23 protein-coding genes and 2 tRNA genes are annotated in these 26,763 nt (G+C 55.3%); 13 read left to right on the top strand and 12 right to left on the bottom strand.

The annotated features are described in order from the left end of the window. The first annotated feature begins 89 nt into the window (after positions 1 to 89). On the top strand, positions 90 to 593 hold the full coding sequence (locus tag TH468_RS03175; protein WP_085642154.1) for an N-acetyltransferase: 504 nt from the start codon (positions 90 to 92) through the stop codon (positions 591 to 593). 12 nt (positions 594 to 605) lie between these two features. Here the strand turns inward: TH468_RS03175 and TH468_RS03170 are convergent, their stop codons facing one another. Beyond that, positions 606 to 971 (bottom strand): helix-turn-helix domain-containing protein, encoded by a 366-nt coding sequence (locus TH468_RS03170; RefSeq protein ID WP_071239599.1) that lies wholly within the window; start codon positions 969 to 971, stop codon positions 606 to 608. A 145-nt stretch (positions 972 to 1,116) separates the two neighbouring features. On the opposite strand from TH468_RS03170, the gene TH468_RS03165 reads away from it, so the two are divergent. Then, complete coding sequence (locus TH468_RS03165) at positions 1,117 to 2,139, top strand: zinc-binding alcohol dehydrogenase family protein (protein WP_085642153.1); 1,023 nt, start codon at positions 1,117 to 1,119, stop codon at positions 2,137 to 2,139. A gap of 71 nt (positions 2,140 to 2,210) precedes the next feature. Here the strand turns inward: TH468_RS03165 and TH468_RS03160 are convergent, their stop codons facing one another. Then, entirely contained in the window at positions 2,211 to 3,197 is a 987-nt protein-coding gene (locus TH468_RS03160) for a CoA ester lyase (protein WP_085642152.1), read from the bottom strand. A 411-nt stretch (positions 3,198 to 3,608) separates the two neighbouring features. Between TH468_RS03160 and TH468_RS03155 the strand changes: the two genes are divergently transcribed. Both TH468_RS03155 and TH468_RS21145 read left to right on the top strand, forming a co-directional pair. Then, on the top strand, positions 3,609 to 4,769 hold the full coding sequence (locus TH468_RS03155; RefSeq protein WP_085642151.1) for a diguanylate cyclase: 1,161 nt from the start codon (positions 3,609 to 3,611) through the stop codon (positions 4,767 to 4,769). Between the two features lie 151 nt (positions 4,770 to 4,920). Continuing rightward, complete coding sequence (locus tag TH468_RS21145) at positions 4,921 to 6,777, top strand: calcium-binding protein (protein WP_139834620.1); 1,857 nt, start codon at positions 4,921 to 4,923, stop codon at positions 6,775 to 6,777. A 9-nt stretch (positions 6,778 to 6,786) separates the two neighbouring features. Here the strand turns inward: TH468_RS21145 and TH468_RS03145 are convergent, their stop codons facing one another. Then, entirely contained in the window at positions 6,787 to 7,311 is a 525-nt protein-coding gene (locus TH468_RS03145; protein ID WP_085642150.1) for a glycine cleavage system protein R, read from the bottom strand. Between the two features lie 253 nt (positions 7,312 to 7,564). Here TH468_RS03145 and TH468_RS03140 point away from each other — a divergent pair, with 253 nt between their 5' ends. Continuing rightward, a complete protein-coding gene (locus TH468_RS03140) occupies positions 7,565 to 8,053 on the top strand; it encodes a fasciclin domain-containing protein (protein WP_085642149.1) in 489 nt (162 codons plus the stop codon). Between the two features lie 77 nt (positions 8,054 to 8,130). Here TH468_RS03140 and TH468_RS03135 read toward each other — a convergent pair whose 3' ends face one another. Further along, positions 8,131 to 8,883 carry a tellurite resistance TerB family protein gene (locus TH468_RS03135; protein ID WP_085642148.1) on the bottom strand — a complete coding sequence of 251 codons (753 nt, stop codon included), beginning with the start codon at positions 8,881 to 8,883 and terminating at the stop codon, positions 8,131 to 8,133. 222 nt (positions 8,884 to 9,105) lie between these two features. After that, a tRNA-Arg gene (locus TH468_RS03130) sits at positions 9,106 to 9,182 on the bottom strand. Between the two features lie 335 nt (positions 9,183 to 9,517). Here TH468_RS03130 and TH468_RS03125 point away from each other — a divergent pair. Both TH468_RS03125 and TH468_RS03120 read left to right on the top strand, forming a co-directional pair. Next, a complete protein-coding gene (locus TH468_RS03125) occupies positions 9,518 to 10,639 on the top strand; it encodes a hypothetical protein (protein WP_071239592.1) in 1,122 nt (373 codons plus the stop codon). 113 nt (positions 10,640 to 10,752) lie between these two features. Beyond that, a complete protein-coding gene (locus TH468_RS03120; protein ID WP_085642454.1) occupies positions 10,753 to 11,121 on the top strand; it encodes a DUF4169 family protein in 369 nt (122 codons plus the stop codon). 281 nt (positions 11,122 to 11,402) lie between these two features. On the opposite strand, the gene TH468_RS03115 is transcribed toward TH468_RS03120, so the two are convergent. The 3 genes from TH468_RS03115 to lipB form a co-directional block, all read right to left on the bottom strand. Beyond that, positions 11,403 to 11,942 carry a hypothetical protein gene (locus tag TH468_RS03115; RefSeq protein WP_085642147.1) on the bottom strand — a complete coding sequence of 180 codons (540 nt, stop codon included), beginning with the start codon at positions 11,940 to 11,942 and terminating at the stop codon, positions 11,403 to 11,405. A 311-nt stretch (positions 11,943 to 12,253) separates the two neighbouring features. Further along, positions 12,254 to 13,273 (bottom strand): diguanylate cyclase, encoded by a 1,020-nt coding sequence (locus TH468_RS03110; RefSeq protein WP_085642146.1) that lies wholly within the window; start codon positions 13,271 to 13,273, stop codon positions 12,254 to 12,256. Then, complete coding sequence (lipB, locus tag TH468_RS03105) at positions 13,266 to 13,931, bottom strand: lipoyl(octanoyl) transferase LipB (protein ID WP_085642145.1); 666 nt, start codon at positions 13,929 to 13,931, stop codon at positions 13,266 to 13,268. Before lipB ends, TH468_RS03110 begins: the two co-directional genes overlap by 8 nt. 118 nt (positions 13,932 to 14,049) lie before the next feature. Here lipB and TH468_RS03100 point away from each other — a divergent pair. Then, positions 14,050 to 14,136: transfer RNA gene (locus TH468_RS03100), tRNA-Leu, on the top strand. An 87-nt stretch (positions 14,137 to 14,223) separates the two neighbouring features. On the opposite strand, the gene TH468_RS03095 is transcribed toward TH468_RS03100, so the two are convergent. Then, positions 14,224 to 14,637, bottom strand: coding sequence for a hypothetical protein (locus TH468_RS03095; RefSeq protein WP_085642144.1), 414 nt, complete (start codon positions 14,635 to 14,637; stop codon positions 14,224 to 14,226). Between the two features lie 9 nt (positions 14,638 to 14,646). Beyond that, positions 14,647 to 15,057, bottom strand: coding sequence for a hypothetical protein (locus TH468_RS21140; protein WP_139834619.1), 411 nt, complete (start codon positions 15,055 to 15,057; stop codon positions 14,647 to 14,649). Between the two features lie 325 nt (positions 15,058 to 15,382). Between TH468_RS21140 and TH468_RS03090 the strand changes: the two genes are divergently transcribed. Then, the gene (locus TH468_RS03090; protein WP_071239587.1) at positions 15,383 to 17,674 is read left to right on the top strand and encodes an NADP-dependent malic enzyme; all 2,292 of its coding nucleotides are present in this window, start codon (positions 15,383 to 15,385) and stop codon (positions 17,672 to 17,674) included. Positions 17,675 to 17,817: 143 nt separating this feature from the next. Then, a complete protein-coding gene (gene mgtE, locus TH468_RS03085) occupies positions 17,818 to 19,224 on the top strand; it encodes a magnesium transporter (protein ID WP_085642143.1) in 1,407 nt (468 codons plus the stop codon). Positions 19,225 to 19,307: 83 nt separating this feature from the next. Here mgtE and TH468_RS03080 read toward each other — a convergent pair whose 3' ends face one another. Then, positions 19,308 to 21,929 (bottom strand): EAL domain-containing protein, encoded by a 2,622-nt coding sequence (locus TH468_RS03080; protein ID WP_246832197.1) that lies wholly within the window; start codon positions 21,927 to 21,929, stop codon positions 19,308 to 19,310. A gap of 355 nt (positions 21,930 to 22,284) precedes the next feature. On the opposite strand from TH468_RS03080, the gene TH468_RS03075 reads away from it, so the two are divergent. Together TH468_RS03075 and TH468_RS03070 are read left to right on the top strand one after the other, a co-directional pair. After that, positions 22,285 to 23,679: a class I SAM-dependent RNA methyltransferase gene (locus TH468_RS03075; RefSeq protein WP_085642141.1), complete on the top strand. Its 1,395-nt coding sequence runs from the start codon at positions 22,285 to 22,287 to the stop codon at positions 23,677 to 23,679. Positions 23,680 to 23,851: 172 nt separating this feature from the next. Next, positions 23,852 to 24,919: a flagellin gene (locus tag TH468_RS03070; RefSeq protein WP_085642140.1), complete on the top strand. Its 1,068-nt coding sequence runs from the start codon at positions 23,852 to 23,854 to the stop codon at positions 24,917 to 24,919. Between the two features lie 38 nt (positions 24,920 to 24,957). On the opposite strand, the gene TH468_RS03065 is transcribed toward TH468_RS03070, so the two are convergent. Continuing rightward, positions 24,958 to 25,470 carry an SH3 domain-containing protein gene (locus tag TH468_RS03065; protein WP_085642139.1) on the bottom strand — a complete coding sequence of 171 codons (513 nt, stop codon included), beginning with the start codon at positions 25,468 to 25,470 and terminating at the stop codon, positions 24,958 to 24,960. Positions 25,471 to 25,684: 214 nt separating this feature from the next. Between TH468_RS03065 and TH468_RS03060 the strand changes: the two genes are divergently transcribed. After that, positions 25,685 to 26,671: a D-glycerate dehydrogenase gene (locus tag TH468_RS03060; RefSeq protein WP_007088911.1), complete on the top strand. Its 987-nt coding sequence runs from the start codon at positions 25,685 to 25,687 to the stop codon at positions 26,669 to 26,671. Positions 26,672 to 26,763 lie beyond the last annotated feature (92 nt).

Raw genomic sequence — 26,763 nt, 5'->3', positions numbered from 1 at the left:
GAGGTCCGATACGCATATAAATTCCATCCTTGCACGAATTATATCGTATATTTCGCGCTGCACAGTGACAGTTTTGCACACGGAAATCCATGACGTCCAGTATCGAGATCACATCGCCCAGCGATCCCGCCCTTGTTCCGTTCGACCGGCTTGTTGAAATTCTGCTGGCCGCCTTTGCCTTTCAGGACGATATCGTCGATCCGCCAAGTTCGGCAAAATCGGTCAATATTGCCGAACTTCAATGGCGGTTTGCCCGTGATACGCTGTTTCTGGCCCATGATTCAGCGGGTCGTGTCATTGGCCAGGTCTGGATCGAGGATGTTGGCAAAGATGCCTATCTTTATAAACTGTCGGTCGATCCATCCATTCAGGGCGGCGGCATTGGCAAGGCACTGGTCGAGGCGGCCTGCGCCCATGCTGAAAGTGCGGGCAAGGAAAACATGCGGCTTCATGTTCGGGTTGAACTGACGGGCAATATTGCCTTTTTCAAGTCGCGCGGCTTTGAAATCGCCGGTGAAGGCGTTCACGATGGTTATGATCGCACGACATTCTGGAAAATGGCGCGGCCTTTACAGATGGCGAAATCGGCCTGATCCAACCGGCAGTCAGGCGACGTCTGCTTCGGGCCTGACTGCGAAATAAGGCACGTGGCTTTCTCCCCAGTCTTTTAGCGCGAGGATGATCTGGCGAAGCGTTTCGCCCTTTGCGGTCAGGCTGTATTCCACGCGCGGTGGGACTTCGGCATAGACTTCGCGGTGGATCAGGTCGTCGGCCTCCAGCTCGCGCAGTTGGCGGGTCAGCATGCGCTGTGTCACGCCGGGCATCAGACGACGCAATTCATTGAACCGTTTTGTCCCGTCCAGCAGATGGAACAGGACGACGCCTTTCCATTTGCCACCAATCACGTCCAGCGCCCCTTCGACCGGGCAACCGGGGCTGCGATCCGGGGGGCAATCAAATGTCGATGCCATCAAATGGCTCCTTTAATCCACGGAAACCGCCAATAGTATACAAAGTGATACTATTGGTCCAAATTGTGCGTACTTACCGTGAAGGGCATTATGCGCTAGGTCTGGTGCATTCGCAATTCAAACCTTTGATCAAAAGGATGCCACGATGAAAGCAATCGGACTTTATAAAGCCGCCCCCGTCGAGACGGACGGGTTGTTCAGTGAAATCGATATGGAAACTCCAAAGGCCGAAGGCCGGGATATTCTGGTTCGCGTCAAGGGTGTTGCCGTCAACCCGGTTGATTTCAAGGTCCGCCGTGGCAAGGCGGATGACGGCAATTTCAAAATCCTTGGCTGGGACGCGGCCGGTGTCGTTGAAGCTGTTGGCGAGGATGTCACCCTGTTTCGCCCGGGTGATGAGGTCTGGTATGCCGGGGATGTTGCCCGGTCGGGCAGTAATACCCAGTTCCAGCTTGTCGATGAACGCATCGTTGCGCCAAAACCCAAGTCGCTGGGCTTTGCAGATGCGGCGGCATTGCCATTGACTGCGATTACGGCATGGGAAGCCCTGTTTGACCGTATGATGATAGATCGCAATGCCAAGGATGCCAATGCGGGCAAGACACTTCTGGTGATTGGCGGTGCAGGCGGGGTTGGCTCGATCGCGATTCAGCTTGGCAAACTGGCCGGTTTGACCGTTATCGCGACCGCATCGCGCCCGGAAACCATCGACTGGGTTAAAGATCTTGGTGCGGATCAGGTTATCAATCATCGCAATCCGTTGAATGACGAGCTGAAGGCAATTGGCTTTACCCATGTCGATTACATTCTGTGCACGTCGGAAACCGATCAGTATTTCGATGTCATGGCCGAAATCATCACCCCGCAAGGCCGGATCGCGACGATTACCGAAGCCAAGGAAAACCACAATGTCGATCTGCTGAAGGCGAAATCGGCCAGCTTTTCCTATGAATTCATGTTTACCCGTTCGATGTTCCAGACCCCGGACATGATCGAACAGCACAAATTGCTGGCGACTGTGGCCGATCTGATCGATGCCGGAACCCTGAAAAATACCGCAAATGAAAGTTTCGGGGCCTTAACACCCGAAAGCCTGCGCAAGGCGCATGCGTTGCTGGAATCCGGCAAGGCCATTGGCAAGATCACCTTTGAGGGCATCGCGGATTAACCTGTTACGGTTGCCATAAACACAAAGGGGTGCCGGGCGGCACCCCTTCTTGTTTGGCAGAGTGTAATGATTTATCCCGCGTCGCGTGCGGCAATGGCTTCGGCTTGTCGGACCATGACTTCGGCCTGCTTGATGGATGCGATATCGATCAGTCGGCCATCAAGGGCGACGGCACCCGCACCTTCGGCCTGCGCCTTGGTCATGGCTTCAAGGATGCGTTTGGCTTTGGTGATCTCGGCCTCGGACGGGGAATAGACATCGTTGGCAAGGGTGATCTGGCTGGGATGAATGGCCCATTTGCCCTCGCAGCCCAGCACCATGGCGCGTGCGGCTTGGGCGCGATAGCCATCCGGATCGGAAAAGTCGCCAAACGGGCCGTCAATCGGGCGCAGACCATTGGCGCGCGCGGCCACCACCATGCGGGCAATGGCGTAATGCCACATGTCGCCCCAGTGATAATCGCGGGGATTGTCGCCGTCCTTGTCGGTCAGAACACCATAATGCGGGTTCGGGCCGCCGATCCCGGTTGTCATGGCCTTGGTCGAGGCGGCGTAGTCGGCCACACCAAAATGCAGGCTTTCATTGCGTTTGGAGGCACCGGCAATTTCGTGGATATTCTGCATGCCAAGCGCGGTTTCAATGATCAGTTCGAACCCGATGCGTTTTTTGCGGCCCTTGGCGGCCTCGATCTGGGTTGCCATCATATCAAGCGCATAGACATCGGCGGCCGTTCCGACCTTGGGGATCATGATCAGGTCAAGCCGGTCACCGGCCTGTTCGAGCACATCGACGACATCACGATACATATAATGTGTATCAAGGCCGTTGATGCGGACCGAAAGCACCTTGTCGCCCCAGTCGATGTCATTGATCGCGGCAATGATGTTTTTACGCGCCTGTTCCTTGTCGCTTGGCGCGACCGCGTCTTCAAGATCAAGGAAGATGGCATCGGCCTTTGATCTGGCGGCCTTTTCAAACAGTTCGATACGGCTGCCCGGAACGGCCAGTTCGGACCGGTTCAGACGTGCTGGTGCCGGGGTCGGTGTGGTGAAGCTCATGGTAACGTCTCTCCAAAGCCTGTCATTCTGGAAGGATCGGCCTTTTTGTGTTTGGGCCAAGCTTCCGGCGTTAAATGCTTTTGTCCCGTTTTCGGGATCGTACCGTGGCCGCCGTGACAGAATTCTGCGCCTGCGATCATTGTGCGCCGCAGTGAGATAGAGCGAATTTGATCCAATTTATGGTGCGCATGCTAACAGATGCAAGCCATTTTGCGCACACGACCATTGTCTGATGCCTATCGAAAGGCAACACCGAAACGGGTCTTTGCGGCTGAATTAGAAAAAACGCGGAAACACGGCATAAAGCAATGGCCCGTTAAGGGCGCAGTGGTTAGATTACCCGGAATATTGCGGATCGGCTGTGCCCGTTTCCGTATCCTTGGGGGAATTTCAGGCAGAACCACACCGCCCATGCGTCGCGCTTATTCCATTCTTGTCTCTGCCGGGCTGGCACCCTTTCTGATTTTGGGGGCTTGCCTTGTGCTTGCGCTTTCACCGGGGTTGGTGCCGGGTGAACTGGCAGGGCTTGTGCGATATGGCCCCTTTATTCTGGCCCTTCTGGGCGGTGCGATCGGTTGGTGGTTTAACCGCGGGCGGGCGGTTTTCGTCATGATCCTGCTTCTGGTCTGCTACTGGTTGTTGGTGGGAAATGGCGGCGGATTTTCAGCCGATGGTTTGGCATTCCTGCGCATTGCGACGCTTTATCTGATCCCGGTTAATCTGCTGGTTTTGGGATTTACCGCAGAACGCGGGGTTCTTAATCCACGCGGTATTGCGCGGATGCTGGTGCTGGGATTGCAGCTTTTTGTCATGCTGATGCTGGCCGGCAAGGCCGATGTCGGGGCGGCCCTTTATCAGGTCCTTAATTACCGGCTGATCGATACCGGAACCTTTATGGCCGACATGCCGCAGCCTGCCCTGATTCTGGCGGTTGTTTCCGTCGGTATTCTGCTTGCGCTGCATCGGCCGCTTGAAACCAGCTTTGCTGCCGCGATCATTGCCATTGCGGTCGCCACCGTTATGGGTCCGGGTTTTATCAAGTTCGGTTATCTGGCAGCGACCGGTGTGGTTCTGGCCGGGTTGGCACAGGAAGCCTGGCGGATGGCGTTTGTCGATGATCTGACCGGGTTGCCCGGGCGTCGTGCCTTGGGCCATGCCTTGGCCGAACTTGGCAGCCAGTATGCGATTGCCATGCTTGATGTCGATCATTTCAAGAAATTCAACGATACCTATGGTCATGATGTCGGTGACATCGTGCTGCGCAAGGTTTCACGCGAACTGGCGCGCGTTGGCGGCGGAGGCAAGGCATTCCGCTATGGCGGCGAAGAATTTACCGTTGTTTTTGCCGGACGGAGTGCTGAAAAAACCCACGAGCCGCTTGAAGCGCTTCGCAAGCGGATTGCCGCAACCAAAATTGCCCTGCCCGACAAAAACAAGACGGTTTCCGTGACAATTTCGGTTGGTCTTTCGGAACGTGACGAGGATGTTGACGATCCGTGGGCGGTGCTGAAACAGGCAGACGAAAAACTTTATGCCGCCAAGCAGGCAGGGCGTAACCGGGTTGCGGTTTAAGGGTATCATTGGCGCGATGTCGTGCCATTATTGGCAGAAAACCTGCATTTCCGGTTGAAAATAGAACTATATTTTAGGTTTTATTTTCCTTTTTTGAATCATCCATAGGGCGTACCGTTGAGTCGTTTCATTCAACGACAGGAGGCCTTCCATGGCACGGATCATCGGTACAAACGAAGACGACGTGTTGAACCATACCTCTCGTGGTCGTGACATTATTTATGGGCTGGATGGTGATGATGAAATCCATTTCAGCCAGTCAGACACGGTGATCGGTGGCGCCGGGGCCGACAGCTTTTTCGTCAGTGGGCGATCTGACGATTACGTATTGTCCTATGCGACGTCGCGCGAACCGCTAACCTTCAAATTCTACAATAACGAAGATGCCCCGTCTGGCGAACAGGTGGCCGAACTTGACGTCAGTGGTGGTGATGCGGATGGCGATCAGCTGATTGTTGGTGAGTATGGCGACCATATCTCCCAGAAGCTGGGCGTTATTGGTACTGACGGAGACGATTATTTTGAAGGAGAAATAAGTGCGGTCGAAGGTGGCGGCGGTGCCGATACCATCAACTTTGATTTCCGCGATATCTTTCCTTCTTCCTATTCCCGCTATGCGCCGACTGTTGCGTATGGCAGTTCGCCCGAAGCCATTTACTTCGATCAGGACAGCATGAAGGGTTATGGCGGGGATGCAGAGGGGGATAAAATTTCCTTTGCGGATGATAGCGAGCTTCGCGATCTGAACATACGCGGATCAAATCATGATGACCTGCTGATTGGCGGGGAGGATCGCGGTGGCACCCTGTTTGGCGCGGGGGGCGATGATTTGATGATCGGTCGCGGTGGTGACAATACAATGGTCGGCGATACCGGCAATGACACCCTGATGGGAAATGACGGTGATGACCATCTGACAGGAGGCCGGGGCGCGGATTTTCTTGATGGTGGCAGCGGGCAGGACACGATCAGCTATCAGACGTCAGCCGAGGCTGTGCATATTGATCTTGGCGCGGGTATTGCCGAAGGCGGGGATGCAACCGGGGATGTCGTGATTGATGTCGAGGGCATTTTCGGAACCAGCCACAGCGATCTTTTGATCGGTGACGATCAGGACAACAATATTGATGGCTATTTTGGGTATGACACCATTTATGGCAAGGGCGGTGATGACACGCTAACCGGGGCGACGGTCTATGGCGGTGATGGCAACGATACCGTTTCGGGCACGGAATATGGCCAGCCTGATCGCGATTATCTTTATGGTGATGCCGGTGATGACAACATTCTGGGGAATGAAGGCGGCGATTATCTATATGGCGGCGAGGGCAATGACACGGTTCTGGCCGGTGAGGTGTATTATGACGATGATCTCTTTCCGCCGGACGGCACCTATGCCGATGGCGGAGACGGAGATGACATTGTCAAAGGCCACAATGCGGACGACTTTCTTTATGGCGGCGCCGGGAATGACCTTATCGAAGGGGGGATGGGTGACGACGCAATGTATGGCAACGATGGTCAGGACATCATGCGCGGGGATCACGGCGATGATCAGTTAGTGGCGGGTGCTGGTCGCGATCTTCTGGAAGGTGGTCGGGGCGCGGACCGGATGTTCGGGCAGGACGGCCATGATGTCCTGCGCGGGTATTATGGCGAAGACGCGCTGTTTGGCGGGGATGGCAATGATCTTCTGACCGGCGGTGCGTCGTCGGACAATTTCGTCTGGGTCCGGTTCGAAGGCGGGGCGGAACGCGATCGCATTACCGATTTCGAAGCAGGCGAAAATGGTGACAGGCTTTTGCTGGGCAAGACATTCCAGGAAAAAAGCGGCATCGATGATTTTGATGATTTCATCAATCACGCCGAACAGAACGACACAGGTGTTTATGTCGATTTCAGTGGTGGTCGACATTACAGCTATGGCGTTCAGATCGACGGGATCGAGATCAGTGATCTGGTTGAAGGTAACGTGGCCTTTGATGCCGACGATTACGGAAGCTTGTAAGCCGCGACGCTATTTCAGTTCTTCAAACCGGAACAGCATGCGCATTGATCCGGCGGTGTTGGCAAGCGTTGCCAGACAGGCAGCCGCACGGTCGGCCGGGATGGCAACCGCAAAGCGTGTTGTATAGATGCGCGCATCTTTTTCATCGGTTGCCGATGCCGCCAGTTGCACGATATTGGCGTTGAATTCGATGAAAATTTCCGACAGTCGGGCGATCAGGCCGGGTTGATCAATGCCGGAACATTCAATCATATGCGTGGCCCCCGGTGCGCGGGTCAGAAGCGGGGCGGGCTGAATTTCTTCGACGGTGATTTCGGCCTGTTCCATCGGCAGTTCACAAAGGGCTGCCTCGCATTCGGTGATCGGGCAGGTGTCGGGCAATTCGCAGGTGGTAACAAAATTCGCGCGCCCCTGATCCAGCACAAAGCTGGTCGGCCCCAGATTGGCACCGATATCAAACAGACGACCGGATATATCCGATACCAGACCGACACGATCGATGCAGGAAATGGTGATGCGCGTGTTGGCATTCATGCGAGGGGCTCCTTGAGGCGATCATAAGATGGCATCAAGCATAGCATTCCTTGCCGTTTCCGGGCACCGGCTTTTTCCGTTTTCAACACGGACAAGCGTTCCTGTACGCAAGCCAGGCTGATGCGGATGTCAGGGCGGCTATCACAATTAAATGAAGCATCACGATGGATCCGTTCACCGGGCACGGCGCGTAGGTTTTTCGACAGCAGAGATGTCGGGAACATCCGACAATATATGGACAGGAGTTCGAAACATGACTGCTTTGAAGAAAACCGTGATCGCAACCGTTACCGCCGCGGCACTCGCATTGGCAAGTCTTCCGGCAAAGGCTGCCGACATCGTGGATACGGCGGTATCTGCCGGGTCTTTTAAAACGCTTGTCGCCGCGGTTCAGGCCGCCGGGCTTGTCGAAACCCTTAAGGGTGAAGGGCCCTTTACCGTTTTCGCGCCAACCGATGATGCGTTTGCCAAACTGCCAGCAGGAACTGTCGACGACCTTCTGAAACCGGGAAACAAGGAAAAGCTGGTGGCCATCCTGACCTATCATGTGGTGCCGGGCAAGGTTATGTCGACGGACATCGCAGGCAAGGAAATGGAAGTTGCCAGCGTTCAGGGCGACACCATTGATGTAAATGCGACCAGTGGTGTCATGGTTGACGGTGCAACGGTAACCCAGGCCGATATCGAGGCCGATAACGGCGTTATCCACGTTATCGATACCGTCATCATGCCGGGTATGTAATCGGCCAGCATATATTTGCCCAAAGTGAGGCCCGGACGGGATCGTCCGGGCCTTCGTGTATTATGTCGACTGGTCTGCTATTTGGCGGCGAATTCTCGCCGTGCGCCTTCGGCCTGTGTATCAAGATGGGCCCGCAATTCGCCGGGCAGGCCAAGACAACCGGCAAGTCGGTCAAGATATTGCTGTTCGACCTGTTCATCGGGATCAATCGACAGGCTGGATGCCAGATAGATTTCGGCACCCTGTTCGCTGGTGCGTGCGAGACGGGCAATCGCCAGCGGATCGGCATCGGCGGAAAAGGCATCAAACAGAAACGCCTTTTCCGATGCGCCCAGTTCAAACTGTTCGATCTGGGCGGCAATGCGTTTGTGTTCTGCCTGATCTATATGGCCGTCGGATTTGGCGGCGGCAATCATGGCGCGCACCAAAGCAAGACGGAAATCAACATCATCCTCGCCGCGTTCCTGTTCCGGGGCAAAGCCGCTATCGGCTGGAATACTGGCAAGATCGGTATCGCGCGCATGGTTTTGTGGTTTCTGGCGGTTGCTGTAATCGCGCCATGCCTTATAGGCAAGGCCCGCAACAAGGGCTGTGCCGCCGTATGCCAGCACCTTGCCGCCCATCTTGCGGCCCTTTTTTGAACCAAGAACCGCAGATATCAGCCCGCCGCTTAGCGCACCACCAACGAGACCGCCGCCCAGGCCGCTATTGCCCAGCGCCTTGCCGATTCCGCCGGTCGATCCGCCGGAAGTGGCTTGCTTGATCCGGTCACCGATCTGGCCGGTACTGCCGGAACCGAGTACGCCACCGAGAATTTTTCCGATATCCATTCCTGTCTCCTTGCGGGCGGGATTGCTGTTCTCCCCAGATATGTTTGAGGGACTGGCTGGGGCAAGGATGATGGATAAAAGTTGCGTAATAAGGGCAGAGAACCGGCCTGAAAGTGTAATCCGCTTCACATTTCTGCGTTCCGAAAGACCGGACAGCGAAAGCGCGGCATATTTTGATCCGGAAATGGCAAAGGCCCGACGCGATAACGTCGGGCCTTTGAATGGCGCGCCCGGAAGGATTCGAACCTCCGGCCTTCTGATTCGTAGTCAGATGCTCTATCCAGCTGAGCTACGGGCGCTTTGCCTTGGTTTCCGCCGGTTTGCGTTGAGTGCTCCCCGTCGGCGGAGCGGAACTTATGCAAACGAGCGGGGCATTGCAAGCGGTAAATTTCAAAAAACCGTATTTTTTCCGAATGCAGGTTTTTTACCGCTGCTAGGGCCTTGTTCTGCCCCGGTTTGTTGCTTTTGACAACGATATGACAAACTATGGCTAAAAAAGGGGCAAATGCGTCTTGTTCCACACGTGGTCGTGGACTAAGATGCATTCAATCCCGGGGGAGCAGGGGCTTGTTTCAATTCATAAAAAAGCAGGCCCAGGGAGATTCGCTTATTCCTACTTAGGTAATAGATCGAAATGGCCGTTCGTAAAACCTACCTCGCCGTAATCGGCGCCGCCCTTTTGCTGGGGGGATGTTCTTTTTCTTCAGAGGCCCTTTGGCCGACTTTGGCTGGCGAAGAGAATGCCGGCTCTGAAAATTCAGCAGCAATGGCTGATACAAGCGGGGCAGATGCTACGACATCAAGCGATGTTGCGCGCAGTTCCCAACCGCTTACAGGCATTTCGCAGACCGGAACCTTTGTCGGGTCGAAGGTCGAAAACATGCAGTCCGAGCTTAACCGCCTGAAGGCTGCGCTGAATGATCACAACAACGAATTGCAGCAGCTTCGTGCGCAGACAGTTCGCAACTCGCAGGCCTATCACGGGACTGTGGCAGCGATCAGCGCACGGTTGCAGGTTGGTACCACGCCGGGCAACCCGGTTCTGGTGCAGCAGTGGAATACTGCGCAGCAGGAACTTGATCGTGTGAATGACGACATTGCGGCGATGAATTCGCTGGCCAACAAAGTGGCCGCTGATTCGACCCTGTCGACCTTCCTGCTGGAATCAGTCCGGTCTGCCTATCAGGTTTCCGGTGCTGTTGACGAAGATCACCGTCAGCTCGCACTGCTTGAAGACGAAACCAATCGCACCACGGTTCTGATTGATCGTCTTCTGAATGAAATCAGCGAAGGCCTTGCCCGTCAGACGTCTTACGTGAGCAACGAGCGTGCAAACCTCAATGCGCTGGCACTGGCCGTCAAGAATGGCGAGATTTTCGGTGACGCGCTTTCCAAGCGTGTCTTCCAGTCACAGGCTGCACCGGCATCTGCCGGTGCCAGCATGGCATCGGCCAGCGAACGTCCGCTGGTGGTTATCCGTTTCGACAGCGCGAGCGTGAAATACGAGCAGGCGCTTTATAACGCGGTCAACCGCGTTCTGGAGCGCCGCCCGCAGGCCAGCTTTGATGTTGTTGCGGTAACGCCGAATCGTGGTACCCCGGCGCAGGTTGCGCTGAACAGCAACAAATCAAAACGCAATGCGCAATCGGTTCTGCGTTCCCTGACAGATATGGGAATGCCCAGCACGCGTGTACGTGTTTCTGATGCGACCAGTGCCTCGGTTTCGGCCAACGAGGTACATGTCTTCGTCCGCTAAGGCGGTTTGAGGCAGCAGGTTTTATCAACGGTTTGCCAAGCTTCCAGGCGGGTGCCCTGATCATTCAGGGTGCCCGTTTGTCATTTCAGGCCGCGATGAAAGGGGACGTCCGCATGGGCGATCTTGTCAATCTGCGTCAGGCGCGCAAGCAGAAGAAGCGCACAGCCAAGGAAAAACAGGCCGATGCCAATCGTGCCTTGCATGGCCGCACGCGTGGTGAACGTACGAAAAAAGACGCCGAGGACCGCAAGGCCGACAGGCAGCATGACGGCCATTATCGCGGTGGTTCCGAACCGTCTGAAAATACCGGATCCGATAAAACCGGCAATGAAACCGAATCCGCTGTTGCCGGGGGCCGGAAAAATCCCGATGACGTCGATAGGGCATCTTCGGACACCGACACCAAAACCGACGCTGGTAGCGACAACGTGATTTCGTTCTTCCGCGCAGCCAATCCGAATTCCAAACCCGACAACGACTAAACCGGTTCTTGCGCCAGAGCCACCGCCTGATGGCTTTTCTAGCTGGCGTCGCTATACATCTTCGGGAAATTGGGTGACGAATACTGGTTGCCCTGCTGTTGGCTGGGCCGGTACGCATGCGTACCCGGGAACAGCCGGCGGGCAATATGTGGCCATCGGACAGGCATCCGGGCCGACCGGATTAATTCCGGTTTGGTCAATTCCAGCACCGCCCTGGTTCCCCCAAATGGTGCCGGTCGCAAATTTTCACACCGGGCCGCATTTATGGCCGGAATGATTGCCTATCTTACAAGCGTTTCGGCTTCGCGTTTGCTTTGATCAAGGGCTTCGTCCCAGCCCATCAGCCAGTCTTCATGATCGCGGCTGTCGGACGGATAGGGGTTTTCGGTTAACCGATGGGACCCCAGTCCCGCCGAGAAACCCGAGCCATAAGCAGGATTGGGAAGGTGCCGTTCATGCACAACCGGGGCATTGGTATCGTAAATCTGATTGCGAAAGGCTGGTAGCGAACACAGCACACCATCATCAATCCCCATCGGATAGGCCATCATCATGGCCCTGCCAAGGGATGTGATGGACAGGCTGTTATCCGTTGCCGTGTCCACCAGGCCGGCAATTTTCAGATGCGAAATTGCGTTACTGATGCGTCGTCGCAAGTCGGGTGAGTCTTCGACAATGATCTGATTGCCGTCATCATCCGTGCAAAACAGGGATAAAATGCGTTCAAGCAGGATGTTTTGGTCAAGGTTGCCATCGGCACCGCGGAGCACCGTTAGCATCAAGGCGGGGTCGCCAGGCACGAAATCAGTCGCAGTGGACATCAGGAGCCTCCGTTCTGTCCGAACCGAATTCCCTCCCATAGGCAGCGTTTTCTCTCTCATTTTCGGGGCCGTCGCCGGACCCTGCTGCCTTTTATTATTATAGTTTGCAGATATGTTTCCATCTTGTGAAGACAAGATTGCGCTTTGGTAGAATTTTTTGATTTTTAAATAGATTCTGATGCAAATTGCGCGTTACCCCGCAAGAAATGCGGCGGATTCAACGCGATATCCCATGACCGGATCGCGTCGTTAAAAACGATCACATTTTCGATATCGGCTGGTTGGGGGCGTAATTAAGGCGGCTGCGGTGATCAGGTGTCGGATTTCGATCCGTCGGTTTTGCCGGTGTTCTTGGGGCCATCGGGATTGCGCCAGACCCGGACCTTGTTCCGGCCGCCTTCCTTTGCGGCATAGAGCGCCTGATCGGCCTTTTCGATGATCTGTTCGATCGTGCGGGTTTTGGTCATCGGGGCCGCCCCGATAGAGGCCGTGACCGGCAAAATCGTGCCGTCATTAAGCGTCACCGGGGATGCTTCGATAACGCGGCGCAGGCGTTCAAGAACGCGTGCGGATTGCTTCATGTCGGCATTTGGCAGGCAAATCAGGAATTCTTCACCGCCATAGCGATAGACCTTGTCGAACGGGCGGACATGCGATTGCAGGATGCCGGCAACCGATTGCAGCACCAGATCGCCGGCCTGATGGCCATGTGTGTCATTGACCGCTTTGAAGTGATCCAGATCGACCAGGGCAATTGCGGTTGGTGTATCGGTGCGCACAGAACGTTCGCGTTCATTGCCAAGGTCGCCCAGCATGGTTTGCCGGTTATAGGTGCCCGTCAGCGGGTCGACATCGGAACGTGCGGTCCGGAAGGCCCGTTCGAGCCGACGAAGTTGGGCAAAAAACGATTCGGCGCGCAGTGACAGCATTTCGAATTCTGCTTCGTCGACGCTGCCATCAATCTCGTGGCCGTCGAGAAGCCGTCTGGCGGACGCATGAAGCTGTTCATGGGTGGTGGCAAGCGCATGCATCGCAGGCTGGTCTATGAGCCTGTTATGGCGATTAAGCGCATACCATGCCCCAAAGTCGCAATCGTGGTCTTCCGTGTGGTCATGGGGCGGGGCGGGGCTATGTTGGCCTGCCGGTTGTGTAAGGCGGCGGCACCATCCCAGCAGAAGCGAGATATGTTCGCTAAGCGCCTTGTCGAGTTCTGCCAGAATATCGCGTTCGGCATCAGCCATGCCGACTTCGGCGATGCTTTCGCCCATCTTCCGGGAGCTTTCCGGTTTGGCTTTGCTGTTTTTGGCAACCTTTTTCGGGCTGTCACTCATCTGCGAATCCGGGGAATACATCGACAAAGGTCTGTTTTAACAGTCTATCGAGTTCCGCCATAGAAATATCGACGCCAAGATCGGCAAGGCTTGTGACCCCGTGATCGGAAATACCGCAGGGAACAATCCCGCCGAAATGCGACAGATCGGGGTTCACATTGATTGCAATGCCGTGGAACGTGACCCAGCGTCGCACACGCACACCGATGGCGGCGATTTTATCTTCGCGTCCGCCATCGCGCACAACCCATATTCCGACCCGGCCATCGCGGCGTTCGCCGGCAACGCCAAGCAGTGCCAGCGTGCGAATCACCCATTCTTCAAGGTTATGGACATAGGCCCGAACGTCGCGACCGCGCTTTTTTAAGTCCAGCATCAGGTAAACGGTGCGCTGTCCGGGGCCGTGATAGGTATATTGCCCACCACGTCCCGCGTCATAGACGGGGAAGCGATCCGGATCGACAAGATCTTCGACATGCGCGCTGGTTCCGGCCGTATATAGCGGCGGATGTTCCAGAAACCATACCAGTTCCGTGGCTTTGCCGTCATGGATGGCTTCGGCGCGCGCTTCCATTTCGGCCAGCGCTTCGGGGTAGGAAACCAACCCGGAGGCGGTGCGCCAGTCGGGAATTTGCGCGGTAGGGGCGATGGTTTGCATTTTTCCTGTCAAATAAGTGAAATGAGCCCTTGATCAGGGGTAACCTTTTTGCTATCTCCCTTTCCGCACCAAGGCAAGCCCACAAAATTACCTCAACGGGCTTGCAGACAAGACATATGCGGTCGTGGCGGAATTGGTAGACGCGCAGCGTTGAGGTCGCTGTGGGCTAACCCCCGTGGAAGTTCGAGTCTTCTCGACCGCACCATTATCTGGATCCCTCCTTCGGGAAGGGTCATGAAAAGAACCCGCCAGCGATGGCGGGTTTTTTCTTTGCCTATCTGAAGTCCTGGTATCAGAATTTCATAGGGTGGCGATGATCCGCTATTTCGGAGATGATTTCATCAGCTTCAATGAAGTCTTTGGCTTCTTCCACAGGCATATCGAACAAGCGTTCAAAATTATCTTCGCCCAGATAGCGATAGAGTTGGTCAACGGTCTCCGATACGTTCGCCTCAAGCATTTCAGCGAACTCATCGGGCGAGATTTCTTCAATCCTCAGCAATCGGTAAAGTTCAGCATGCCGTTGTCGAAATTCCTTTTGAATGAGTGCTAGGACTTTTGTCGTCTCAGGGGATGCGTGATCCTGCAGTTGCGAACGCACAAGCACATTTAGAAGCCCTAGTCTCTTATCCTCAGCTTCTCCGTACTGCGTTAGACGCCATTTGAGGTTATGCATAAGTTGGTTGAATAATTCGATAGCGTGCATGATGCTAACTCAATGATTGTGATTAGCGGAGCAGTAAGCCAGCTCTGGCCAAGGATAAGTTATTGGGTCATATTCTATTCCGTTTTGATCAAGCCCAAACTCACCGAAAAGCAAAAGGGATAGCGAGTATCCGCGTGCCTGCGAAACTTGCACATTTGCAGAAAGCAAGATTCTATTGGCCATTTGATGGCAAACTCCACCAAGTCCATAAATTATCCCTGCTTTGCGATTTGGTTGAGCTAAGCAATCCGCATGGTTCCCGTTTCCTAAACCAGAACAAATTGGAATACCTCCGCTAACACGTCCGTTGCATCCCCAAGCTCTACCAGTATCGTCGGCTACATATGTATGGTCCAATTTCCAATTTTTAACCCCTTGAGTCTTCCATGCTGGAAGTGCAAAACCCGTAAGCTTATTCATTCACGGACACCTATGGTTGACTGAAATGTCTCTCTAAAGTCCTAACTATTTCATAGGAATTCCGTGAATGGGAGAGAAAAATCGTCTTTTTGTGCAACTAGAGGGCGTGTATGGGATGCAATTGGGCTTTCGACGTCGAGTCGAAATCATTGTGAAAAATAGGGATTGAGAATTACGCAATGCAGCCCACGGACAGATAGTTACACTGAGTGCTTCAATCGCGGGCCAAACTCATTTAGTCTGCCTGTCCCGCTAGAGTGAATTATCAGGATTTAACCGTTTAACGGTTAATTTATGTAAATACCTGAAATTAAAAGGTATTCTTATGGCAAACAGAAATGACAAGCTGCGCGAAGCAGCTTTGGACTATCACCGGTATCCCACCCCGGGGAAGCTGTCCGTTACGGCAACCACGACGCTGGCAAACCAGCGTGACCTTGCGCTGGCCTATTCGCCCGGTGTCGCGTTCGCCTGCGAGGAAATCGTCAAAGACCCTGAAACCGCAGCCGAATATACCGCGCGCGGCAATCTGGTTGGTGTGATTTCCAACGGCACGGCGGTTCTGGGCCTTGGCCCGATTGGTCCGCTGGCGTCCAAGCCGGTGATGGAAGGCAAGGCGGTTCTGTTCAAAAAGTTCGCCAATATCGATGTCTTCGATCTTGAGGTGAACGAAACCGACCCTCAGAAATTCATCGATATTGTTGCAGCCCTTGAGCCGACATTTGGCGGTGTTAACCTAGAAGACATTAAGGCGCCGGAATGCTTCATTATCGAGAAGGCATTACGCGAACGCTGCAACATTCCGATTTTCCACGATGACCAGCATGGTACGGCGATTTGCGTTGCCGCAGCCGTGCGCAACGGCCTTCGGGTTGTTGGCAAGGATATCAGCAAGGTCCGTCTTGTTGCATCGGGGGCCGGGGCAGCCGCACTTGCGTGCCTTAACCTTCTGGTTTCCATGGGGCTGCCGCGCGAAAACATCACCGTAACCGACCGGTTCGGTGTGGTTTACAAGGGGCGCAAGGAAGAGATGGATCCGTGGAAAGCGGAATATGCCATCGACACCAATGCACGGACCCTGAGCGATGTGATCGAGGGGGCGGATGTGTTCCTTGGTCTTTCGGCGCCGAACATCATGGGCGAGGAAGAGCTGCGCAAAATGGGCGAACGCCCGATCATCATGGCGCTGGCCAACCCGACCCCGGAAGTTTCACCTGAACTGGTCAAGGAAATCCGCCCGGATGCGGTTATGGCGACCGGACGGACGGATTATCCGAACCAGGTTAACAACGTTCTTTGTTTCCCGTTCCTGTTCCGTGGTGCGCTTGACGTTGCCGCGACCGAGATCAACGAGGAAATGAAAATCGCCGCGGTCGAGGCCATTGCCGATCTGGCAACTGCCGAGGTTTCCGACATTGTGGCGGCTGCCTATGGCGGTCAGGAGCTGCGTTTTGGGCCGGAATATCTTATTCCCAAACCGTTTGATCCGCGCCTGATGCTTGAAATCCCGCCGCGCGTGGCAAAAGCCGCGATGGATAGTGGCGTTGCCAAACGTCCGATCACGGATTTCGATGCGTATCGTCAGCAGCTTGAAGGCTTTGTCTTCCGGTCCGGTCTGGTGATGAAGCCGGTGTTTGATATGGCGCGTTCGCAGAAAAAACGCGTTGTCTATCCCGAAGGCGAATCGCGCCGTGTTCTGCAGGCCTGTCAGGTTCTGGTTGATGATGGTGTGTGTCATCCGGTTCTGATCGGTCGTCGTGATGTGATCCTTGAACGCATTGCCGAACTTGGTTTGCGCCTGATCCCGGACGAACAGGTTGAAATCCATGATCCGGAAGACAATCCGCATTTCGAACAGGATTGGCAGGATTTCCACAACATCATGGGCCGCCGTGGTATCAACCCGGAATATGCGCGTTCCATCGTGCGGACCCGTCCGACCGTGATTGCCGCCCTGATGCTTCGCCGCGGCGAGGTGGATGCGATGCTGTGCGGGTGCCAGGGCGGTTTCCTGCGTCATCTGCGCTATGTGCGGAACCTTGTCGGCGTGCAGAAAGGGGTTACCGACTTCTCGACCGTCAATATGATGATCATGAAGCAGGGGACCTTCTTCCTGACCGATACCTATGTGTCGGTTGATCCGACGCCCGAACATGTTGCGGAAACCGCGATCATGGCGGCCGACGTGGTCAAGCGTTTCGGGATTACGCCGAAGGCCGCCCTGATTTCGCATTCGAACTTTGGCAGCCACGAAAACAAATCGGCCTGCAAGATGCGCGATGCGTTGCAGCTGATCCGTACCCTGGCACCGGACCTTGAGGTTGAGGGTGAAATGCATGCCGATGCCGCGATTTCCGAAGAAATCCGGTCACGCATTTTCCCGAATTCGATGCTGAAAGGCTCGGCAAACCTGCTGGTGATGCCGACCCTTGATGCGGCGAACATTTCCTACAACATGGTCAAGATGCTGGGCGATGGTTTGCCGGTTGGCCCGATTCTGGTCGGTGCGGCCAAACCGGCCCACGTGGTCAGCCCGTCGATCACGGTACGTGGGATTGTTAATATGAGTGCGATTGCGGTGGTTGATGCCATCAATCGCAGTCAGGAACACAATTAAACCGCACATTGCTATCGCGCGGCCCTTGACCGGGCCTGAGCGATAGCGCAGAAACAGCCGTGCCGGACAACTGGTCCGGCACGGCATTTTTAATTGAAGTGCAGGAACGGACTTAGCGCGCAACACAATCAGGGGAGGGGCAGATGACGGATCAGGTCGAAGAACTGGAACGTCCGGCAGAAAATACGTCGTCTGGTGACGAGTATGTCGATCTTACTCCTGAATATGCGCGCGAGATTCTTGATGCACTGGGCGACGATGATGTATCGCGCGCCGAAGAACTGATTTCCGAACTTCATTTTGCCGATATTGCCGACCTTCTGGGTTGGGCGAGCAGCAGCCAGCGCGTCAAGCTGGTCGATCTGATCCGCCCGGATTTTGATCCGGAACTTCTGACCGAACTTGATGACGAGCTGCGCGAAGAGGTCATTTCGCTGCTTGGTACCGAGGCGGTGGCCGAAGCGATTTCCGAACTCGATTCGGATGACGTGGTCGAGGTTGTCGAATATCTGGAAGAAGAGGACCAGAAAGAACTTCTGGGTGCCCTTTCCGATATCGAGCGCGCCCGCGTTGAAGAAGCACTATCCTATCCGGAATATACCGCCGGTCGTATCATGCAGCGCGAGCTGGTGGCGATTCCGGATTACTGGTCGGTCGGGCAGACCATCGATTTCCTGCGCTCGGCGAAAAACCTTCCGGATGATTTTTATGACATCATCGTGGTTGATCCACGATACAGCCCGGTGGGGATCGTTCCGCTTTCACGTGCAATCCGTACCAATCGTCCGGTGCTTATCCGCGATGTGATGGATACCGAAAACATGCGCACGGTTGTCGTGACCGAGGAACAGGAAAACGTCGCCCACCTGTTCCGTCAGCGCGACCTTATTTCGGCACCGGTTGTCGACGATAGCGGCCGACTGGTCGGTGTGATCACGGTCGATGACGTGGTTGACGTCATCGATGAAGAATATGAAGAAGACATGATGCGCCTTGCCGGTGTTGGCGAGGAAGACGACCTTTCAAGTGCGATTTTTGATACGACCCGATCCCGATTTACATGGTTGCTGGTCAATCTTTTTACCGCCATTGCGGCATCGATGGTCATTGGCGTATTTGAGGGAACCATCCAGCAGCTTGTTGCGCTGGCGGTTCTGATGCCGATTGTGGCTTCTATGGGGGGCAATGCCGGGACCCAGACCCTGACCGTTGCCGTGCGTGCGATTGCCACACGTGAACTGACCAGCACCAACGCCTGGCGTGTTATCCGCAAGGAAGTCGCCGTGTGCGGTTTGAACGGGCTTGCCTTTGCCGTTCTGACCGGGGCTGTGACGTGGTTCTGGTTTGATGATGTCATGCTTGGTGGTGTGATCGGGGCAGCAATGATCATCAATCTGCTGTTTGCCGGATTGTTTGGCGCACTGATCCCGCTTGGTCTTGAACGGGCCGGGATCGACCCGGCGGTGTCTTCATCGGTGTTTCTGACAACGATTACCGATGTGGTTGGCTTCTTTGCCTTCCTTGGGTTGGCCGCGACCTTCCTGCTGTAACAGCGCCAAATGCAAAAAAAAAGCAAGGCCGGGTAAAATGCCCGGCCTTGCTGTTTCTGGTTCATCCTGAAAGCCCGCGAAATTCAGCTTCGTGCCGGTGATTTTTCCGCCGGGTTCTGATGGCTGAGCAGTGCGGTCGTTTCAATCGCATCGACCGGCGGCGACAGCAGGAAGCCCTGCAATTCGTCGCAATCGGCGGATTGCAGGACGGCAAGCTGATCCTCGGTTTCGACGCCGACAGCAACCACTTTGCGGTTAAGGCTTTTGCACAACCGGATGGCCGGTTGCAGGATGCTGTTTTCGGGCTGTTCATCAAGCGCGATGTTAAACAATGCCTTGGACAATTTGATCCGCTGCACCGGGAAGCGTTTCAGATAGCGAAGCGATGTGTTGGCCGCAGCAAAATGATCCAGTGTCAGACCAATCCCTGCCTCGGCAAAGCGATAGAACTGGCCAAGTGCGCGTTCGGGATCACGCATGGCAATTTCTTCGGAGACTTCGATCTCGATCATTGCCGGGTCGATTTCATATGCCTTGGTAAGCTCGACAATGCTTTTAAGCAGATCGGCCTGAATAAACTGGCGGCTTGAGACGTTCAGGGCCACCGGAACCGGGATGTAACCCTCGTTCCGCCATTGCGCAATTTGTTTGCAGGCGGTTTCGATGATCCAGCGTCCCAGCGGGGTCAGCAGGCCGGTGCGATCGGCAACGGCAATGAAGTCAGGCGGCAGGCGTCTTTTTCCGCTTTCATCGATCCAGCGCAGCAGGGCCTCAAAACCGGTAAGGGTCCGGTCAGATGTGCGATAGCGCGGCTGGAATTCCAGAACAAAGCGCTTTTCATCGACCGCCCGACGCAATTGCGTTTCCATCGACAGGCGGGCATGCATCACGCTGTTCATTGTCTCGACAAAGAAACAATAGGACGATTCTGCTGATTTCTGGGCGCGATACATCGCGGCATCGGCATTGGCCAGCAATTGCGAAGGTGCCCTGGCATCATTGGGGTAAAGGGCAACACCGACACTTACATGCAGGCGGATTTCATCATTGCCACCTGCCTGGATCGGCTGGGACATGGACTCCACAATTCGTTCTGCGACAAGGGCCGCCCCTTCGGCTTCGGACAGGTCGGTTGCAATGACGGCAAACATATCGCCCGAAAAACGCGCACAGCTGTCTTTTTCCCGAACCGTCGCGCGCAAGCGACCAGAAACCGTGCGCAATGTTTCATCGCCGATATCCGATCCGAACCGGTCATTGATGGCACGGAAATTATCGATATCCACCACCAGAACCGCCAGAAGCTTTTCATAACGTTTGGCATGGGCAACGGCCTGATTAAGCCGGTCATCAAACAGGGCGCGGTTTGGCAGACCGGTCATCGGATCATGCGTTGCCAGATAGCGCAGGCGATTGACCGATGCATTGGCAGCCGGATTGTGGTGCAGGGTGATATCAACGCAGTCATCGTGATTGACAGATGGCCGCATCGACAGGTCGCAGACCACATGAACACCTTCGGCACTGCGGACAACCCATTCGCGACGAAGTTCTTCGTCCCCACGGCTCAGCGCAAGCAGCATCTTTTCCTGCGCCCGGCGTGATGCCGTGCCGTCGGACTGGAATTCCGGTGCCAGATTGTAAAACCGGATAAAACCGTAATCTTCTTCGCGCAGGTCAAAGAAATCAGCCGTTTCCGGTGTCATGGATTTCAGGTGACCATCCAGCCGCGTGATGGCAAGCGACAGATCGCTGATATCATCAGGCGCACGCATGTGATGGATGATGCGTCCAGATGATCGCGGTTGGCGGTTGGCAAGCACGAAGACAATCATCGTCATGATGATCGTGATCGCCGCCCCGATAAACAGCACCGTTTCCGGGCTGAACATCGTCTGGTTGGCAAGGCTGGGGTCGGCGGTAACATCGATGTGCCATTGGCGACCGGCAATATCGACCGCCGTGGTCTGTTCCAGCCCCGGATCGTCGCCTTCACCCTGAAGGTCAAACAGAACGGTATCGCCTTCGCGGACCCGAACCGAATACCCCATGATCCCTTCGTCATCGATAACCGATGTCAGCATCGTGCGGATACGAACAACGCCGTTAATCACGCCAATGATCTGCCCATCGCGGCTAAGCACCGGTGTATAGACGGCAAACCCGCGTCCGCCCTGCAGCAGTTCAAGGGTCGGGGTGATCTGTGTGCGGCGCTGATCAAGCGCGATATCAAGCACCGGTCCGGCAAGTGGATGGCGTTTCAGATCCGCACCCATCGCCGGGACATTCCCCTTGATCGGGGCGACATACAGGATGATGTAGTTTGGCGTGACCCAATTGACGGCCTGAAGGGCCGGGAAACGGGCCTGCAAAGGGGTGGCGAGGCTCAGATAATCGCGTTCTTCGGCTGGTGCGCCGTCCTGCCAGTTATCGGCAAAGGTTTCGAGTACATGCAGATTGTTGTCGACGATTTGCCGGACCTGCTGTGCAATGCCGGAAGACATGATCCGGGCCGCAGACAGCAACATGGTATCGCGATTCTGAAGCGCGTTGCTCCAGAGCAGAAAAGTCGCAAGTGCGAGCAGGACCGCAGTCATGAAGCTGGCAAGAAGGGCCTGCTTGCGAATGCCGGTTTTGCGCTCGGTCGCTGATTCTTCGGTTGGCCGGTTGTCGTCTTCCATGTCTTCCCCAAGTCTCACGATCATGGTTAATCGTGACTTTATTCTGCGCCTGCGCCCGATAAGACAAATTGCATTGTCACAATGGTGTTCTCGCAATTGTCGAGAACAGTGTGCCAGCGCTTTGTGGCCCCGAACTTAATCCACTACGCTGTTTATGGGGGCATTCTTACACGATTTTAAGGGTTTGAGCGTGTGCAAAAGTGAATAAAGGTTAAATTTCAACTGACCGTATGGTCACTTGCGAGCTCGATCGCCGGATTACAGGCCGTCGGGCAGCCATGCATTGTGCAGGTCTGTTCGTCATTGCATATCTGGTGTATGTCGATGCCGGTGCGCCATCCCGCAAGGTGCAGCATAAGCCGGATCAAAGAGAGAGTTCATGAAACATCATCACCGCAATCCCCGTGCCCGCGGTGGGCGTCGTAAATCCGCGCCCCGCCGCGATCCGTTGATCGGGTTCGAGGCGACAACGACAATCCGCGAAATCGGCGCGCGGGGCGACGGCATTGCAAGCATCACGGGGCCGGATGGTTCCAGCATCATTGCCTATGTCGACTGTGTCCTGCCCGGTGATGACGTGCGTGTCGCCCTGCGGCAAAAACGCGGCGATGGATATGGTGCGGAACTGGTCGAACTGATTGCGCGCAGTGCGCCTGCCAGTGCCCCGCGGTGCAGCCATTATGAAAGCTGCGGCGGATGTGCGCTTCAGCATCTTGATGATGACAGCTATCGCAACTGGAAACGCCAGAAGGCATTAACCGCGGTCCAGCGCGCCGGACTTGATCCCGACGAGGCCGAGGAACTGGTGGGAGATGTCGAAATTTCACCCCCGGCAAGCCGTCGCCGGGCCGGTTTTGCTGTTCATGTGGGGGCAACCGGTGTGCATGTCGGTTTCCATGGCCGGTTCAGCCATACGGTCATCGACATTACCGACTGTGCCGTTCTCCATCCGGACCTGATGGCATTTCGTGATGCCTTTGCGGCCTTTCTTGGCAAATGTGATCCGGATGCAGCAAAGACCGTCAAGGAAGTGTTTGTGACCCGTGCGGATAACGGCTTTGATGTGGTGATACATGCAGGTGTCGAACCGGGGCTCGATATGCGGCAGGATCTGGCCGAATTTGCTGAAAATCTTGATCTGGCAAGGCTAAGCTGGAAGGTCGGTGACGCCAATGATGAACCGGTTGCCGCACGCCGCACCCCGACCGTTGCCTTCGAAGGCATCAATGTGCCCGTGCCGCCAGGGGGCTTCCTGCAAGCGACCCGGAATGGCGAGGCATCCCTGACCAATGCGATCAAGGTGGCGTTGCAACGTATCCCGGCCCGCCATGTGGCGGACCTGTTTTGCGGGATTGGCAGCTTTACCTTTGCGCTTGCATTGGGGGGGGATCGCCGCAATGTCATGGCGGTGGAAAGCGACCCGCGTGCCGTGCGCAGCCTGCAATATGCCGTCGGACAATCGTCGAGTCCGGTCAAGGTTGTCGAACGCGATCTATTTCGCCGTCCCCTTGATAAGGTCGACTTGTCCGGACTTGATCTTGTCCTGTTTGATCCCCCACGTGCCGGTGCATTGGCGCAGTGTGAAAACCTTGCGATTGACGGGCCTGAATGGGTGATCGCGGTGTCGTGCAATCCTGCGACATTTTCCCGGGATATCAGGGTGTTGCGCAATGGTGGTTATGAACTGACGCGCGTTGTTCCGGTCGATCAGTTCCTGTGGTCATCGCATCTTGAGATGTTTGCAATCCTGCATCGAAATAAAACATCGGCCTGATTGAACGCACCAGTTGTTTGTTTTGGCTTAATATTCAGTTCCAAATACACTATACTTATGTCTGGTTTTTCCGCCGGACTTCCAGGATGGGCTGCCCGGCTTCGGATCAATGTGATTCGGACCGGGGCGTGGCATGTAGCTGCATAACCGGCTTGTTTGTGCGGAAACGACATTGCAGGCAGTTGGTAGTCCTTATCCGGTCTATACTGACACTGCGCGTGCCATCGCGCCGCAGAACCGGCTGCTTGCGTCCGTCGAGAGCATCCAAAGCAGCAATTCCCCGAACACCAGCCTTAGTAACGATGCCCTTCGCAATAGCAGTGCTGCGTCCCGGAGCCTGCGGGGATCGCTTGGTCGTGCGGATGATTTTCTTAAAGTTGCCGCCGATGATCTTTCGCGGATCGGCTCGGCTTTGGACGAAATCGATACACTGGTCAGCAGCGTTGAAAACAATCCATCACTGTCACGCGTCGAACGCGGGTTCATCACAGCGCAAATTCAGGATTATCTTGATCAGATCGACGAAATCGCCACCAGCAGCAATTATGATGGCAAAAACCTGCTGGACAGTGATCAGACAATTGAATTGCAGATCGGATCGGGGACGTCATCAGGCAATCGTCTGAATGTTGAACTGTATGCATCCGGGACCGAAGGATTGGCAACCGGGCTATCCGCCATCGACATTTCCGATGATGCGGCGGTTTCCAATGCGCGTGACCGTGTTGATGCCGCGCAGGAAGCGCTTTCAAACCGGGAAATATCCCTACAGGCAGACCGCGAAAGCATTGCCGGGGCGGCTGATCGCAGCCGGGTTTCCGAGGTTGCAGGTAACAATATCCTTCAGGCGCAACTTGCCGCAGCCGAACCCAGTGGGGCCGATCAGGTGCGGCTGGGGATCATAGAAGCATTTCAGGGGTATCTTGGCGAAATATCGGCACGTTTGCAGGATCAGACCGTAACGGTCGGCGGTATCAGTCTGCCAGAACCGCGACCACAACCCGAACCGGTTACTGAACGTGAAAATCCGTTTGCCTATGATCCGAACGCGGACCTGTTTGGCCGTGATGATGTGCAATACTTTGTGCCTACGACCGGAAGAAATACTACCGATCCGGTACCGTCCAACGCATTTGGCGGTTATGACAGCAACGGCGGGGGCACGGGTATTGGCGGGGCATCGTCAGGTGGTGGCGGAGTTGGTCGATCAGACCCGCCCCGGATATCGATAGAAGCCTGAGTAAGTCTGGCCTTCATCCTGATGGGGTAGATCAGATTCTATTCGATATATTCCCCATCATAAATGCCCCAATACCCCTGACGCGGGGCCCATCCTTCGAAATCGCCAAACTGCAACTGACACCAGTCAACCGAACGCGGGCAGGTTTCGATTTTGCCAATGACGGAGTTGGAAACCAAAGCAATCTTGCGGGCATTTTCATCGGCGGCGGAATAAAGCGTGATGGTGTCGGCAGTGACAATCACATGACGTGATCCCAGCAAAAGACTTTGATGCACCCATCCTTCGCTGCCTTCCCAGTCGCGAACCTTGCGCCAGGTATCAAATTCCGAAATGACTTCCATCGGCATGTTGCGGCGCTGATAGATCCAGACCTTTGGATATCGCAGGCCGGGACCGGAACGCAGGTGAACCTTGTCTGACCGCAATGCAACAAAGCGCGGGATGGGCAGGCCTGATTCCTGCGCGCTGGCGACAATCGGCGCGCCAACGCTGCCAAGGATCGCCATGACGATAAAAGTATGAAGGAATTTACGGATGATCCGCGGCATTGTGACGGTTTTCCCTGCTCTTTCTTCTGCTGCCGGAATAGAACTTCGGAACCGGCGAACCTTGCTCTTTAAGAAATAAAATTACAAAAATGACGTCAAAATTCTTGCTTTAATACCCTGTGGCGTGGCATCACTGCATTGCGGCAAGAGCGCATTTGGCGCAAGAAACCCATCTTGTCAGCAAAAGAGTTAAAAGACCGCATAGGAACGGCAGATGACCAAGAAAAAACCCCTCGTCATCGTGACCCGCAAACTGCCGGAAGCGATTGAAACCCGCATGATGGAACTGTTTGATGCGCGCCTGAACATCGACGATGTCCCGATGTCCAAGGCCGAATTGATCGAGGCGGTCAAACAGGCCGATGTTCTTGTCCCGACGGTGACGGACAGAATCGATTCCGCCGTTCTTGCCCATGCGGGGCCGAATTTGCGCCTGATTGCCAATTTCGGGACGGGTGTTGACCATGTCGATCTGCAAACCGCACGGTCACGCGGTATCACCGTCACCAACACCCCCGACGTCCTGACTGAGGATACGGCCGACATGACAATGGCGCTGATCCTTGCAGTATCGCGCCGTGTTGCCGAAGGCGAACGCATGATTCGTAGTGGCGAATGGACGGGCTGGGCACCGACATCGATGCTGGGGCATCGCATATGGGGCAAGCGGCTTGGCATTGTCGGTATGGGGCGCATTGGCCGGGCCTTGGCCCGGCGGGCAAAGGGTTTTGGTCTTTCGGTGCATTATCATAACCGCCGCCGTGTTCATCCCGATACCGAGGCAGAACTGGATGCGACCTGGTGGGAAAGCCTGGATCAGATGCTGGCCCATGTTGATGTTGTGTCGGTCAACTGTCCGCATACACCGGCAACCTATCATCTGCTGTCGGCCCGTCGCCTTAAACTGATGCAGCCGCACGCCATTCTGGTCAATACGGCCCGTGGCGAGATTGTCGATGAACCGGCATTGACCCGGATGCTGGCCGATCGTGAGATTGCCGGGGCCGGGCTTGATGTGTTCGAACATGAACCGGCAGTGAACCCGAAACTGCTTGAATTGCAGAACGCCGTTCTGTTGCCGCATATGGGATCGGCGACCATCGAAGGGCGTGTCGATATGGGCGAAAAGGTGCTGATCAATATCAAGACCTTTGTCGATGGTCACACACCGCCGGATCGTGTGATTGAAGGATTGCTTTAATCTGCTTTCTTGACGGTATAAAACGGCATTCAGCGACCCGCCAGATGGCGGGTCGTTTTGTTTTTGGCGGGCTCCTGTCACGAAATGTCAGG

This window comes from Thalassospira sp. MCCC 1A03138 (assembly GCF_002115785.1).
Taxonomy (GTDB): domain Bacteria; phylum Pseudomonadota; class Alphaproteobacteria; order Rhodospirillales; family Thalassospiraceae; genus Thalassospira.
Note: the sequence above shows the minus strand (reverse complement) of the source record. Positions and strands in the feature narration are given on the sequence as shown.

Coding starts and splice junctions, on each gene's coding strand:
- TH468_RS03175 (WP_085642154.1), top strand. CDS start 90: ATGACGTCCAGTATCGAGATCACATCGCCCAGCGATCCCGCCCTTGTT.
- TH468_RS03170 (WP_071239599.1), bottom strand. CDS start 971: ATGGCATCGACATTTGATTGCCCCCCGGATCGCAGCCCCGGTTGCCCG.
- TH468_RS03165 (WP_085642153.1), top strand. CDS start 1,117: ATGAAAGCAATCGGACTTTATAAAGCCGCCCCCGTCGAGACGGACGGG.
- TH468_RS03160 (WP_085642152.1), bottom strand. CDS start 3,197: ATGAGCTTCACCACACCGACCCCGGCACCAGCACGTCTGAACCGGTCC.
- TH468_RS03155 (WP_085642151.1), top strand. CDS start 3,609: ATGCGTCGCGCTTATTCCATTCTTGTCTCTGCCGGGCTGGCACCCTTT.
- TH468_RS21145 (WP_139834620.1), top strand. CDS start 4,921: ATGGCACGGATCATCGGTACAAACGAAGACGACGTGTTGAACCATACC.
- TH468_RS03145 (WP_085642150.1), bottom strand. CDS start 7,311: ATGAATGCCAACACGCGCATCACCATTTCCTGCATCGATCGTGTCGGT.
- TH468_RS03140 (WP_085642149.1), top strand. CDS start 7,565: ATGACTGCTTTGAAGAAAACCGTGATCGCAACCGTTACCGCCGCGGCA.
- TH468_RS03135 (WP_085642148.1), bottom strand. CDS start 8,883: ATGGATATCGGAAAAATTCTCGGTGGCGTACTCGGTTCCGGCAGTACC.
- TH468_RS03125 (WP_071239592.1), top strand. CDS start 9,518: ATGGCCGTTCGTAAAACCTACCTCGCCGTAATCGGCGCCGCCCTTTTG.
- TH468_RS03120 (WP_085642454.1), top strand. CDS start 10,753: ATGGGCGATCTTGTCAATCTGCGTCAGGCGCGCAAGCAGAAGAAGCGC.
- TH468_RS03115 (WP_085642147.1), bottom strand. CDS start 11,942: ATGTCCACTGCGACTGATTTCGTGCCTGGCGACCCCGCCTTGATGCTA.
- TH468_RS03110 (WP_085642146.1), bottom strand. CDS start 13,273: ATGAGTGACAGCCCGAAAAAGGTTGCCAAAAACAGCAAAGCCAAACCG.
- lipB (WP_085642145.1), bottom strand. CDS start 13,931: ATGCAAACCATCGCCCCTACCGCGCAAATTCCCGACTGGCGCACCGCC.
- TH468_RS03095 (WP_085642144.1), bottom strand. CDS start 14,637: ATGCACGCTATCGAATTATTCAACCAACTTATGCATAACCTCAAATGG.
- TH468_RS21140 (WP_139834619.1), bottom strand. CDS start 15,057: ATGAATAAGCTTACGGGTTTTGCACTTCCAGCATGGAAGACTCAAGGG.
- TH468_RS03090 (WP_071239587.1), top strand. CDS start 15,383: ATGGCAAACAGAAATGACAAGCTGCGCGAAGCAGCTTTGGACTATCAC.
- mgtE (WP_085642143.1), top strand. CDS start 17,818: ATGACGGATCAGGTCGAAGAACTGGAACGTCCGGCAGAAAATACGTCG.
- TH468_RS03080 (WP_246832197.1), bottom strand. CDS start 21,929: ATGATCGTGAGACTTGGGGAAGACATGGAAGACGACAACCGGCCAACC.
- TH468_RS03075 (WP_085642141.1), top strand. CDS start 22,285: ATGAAACATCATCACCGCAATCCCCGTGCCCGCGGTGGGCGTCGTAAA.
- TH468_RS03065 (WP_085642139.1), bottom strand. CDS start 25,470: ATGCCGCGGATCATCCGTAAATTCCTTCATACTTTTATCGTCATGGCG.
- TH468_RS03060 (WP_007088911.1), top strand. CDS start 25,685: ATGACCAAGAAAAAACCCCTCGTCATCGTGACCCGCAAACTGCCGGAA.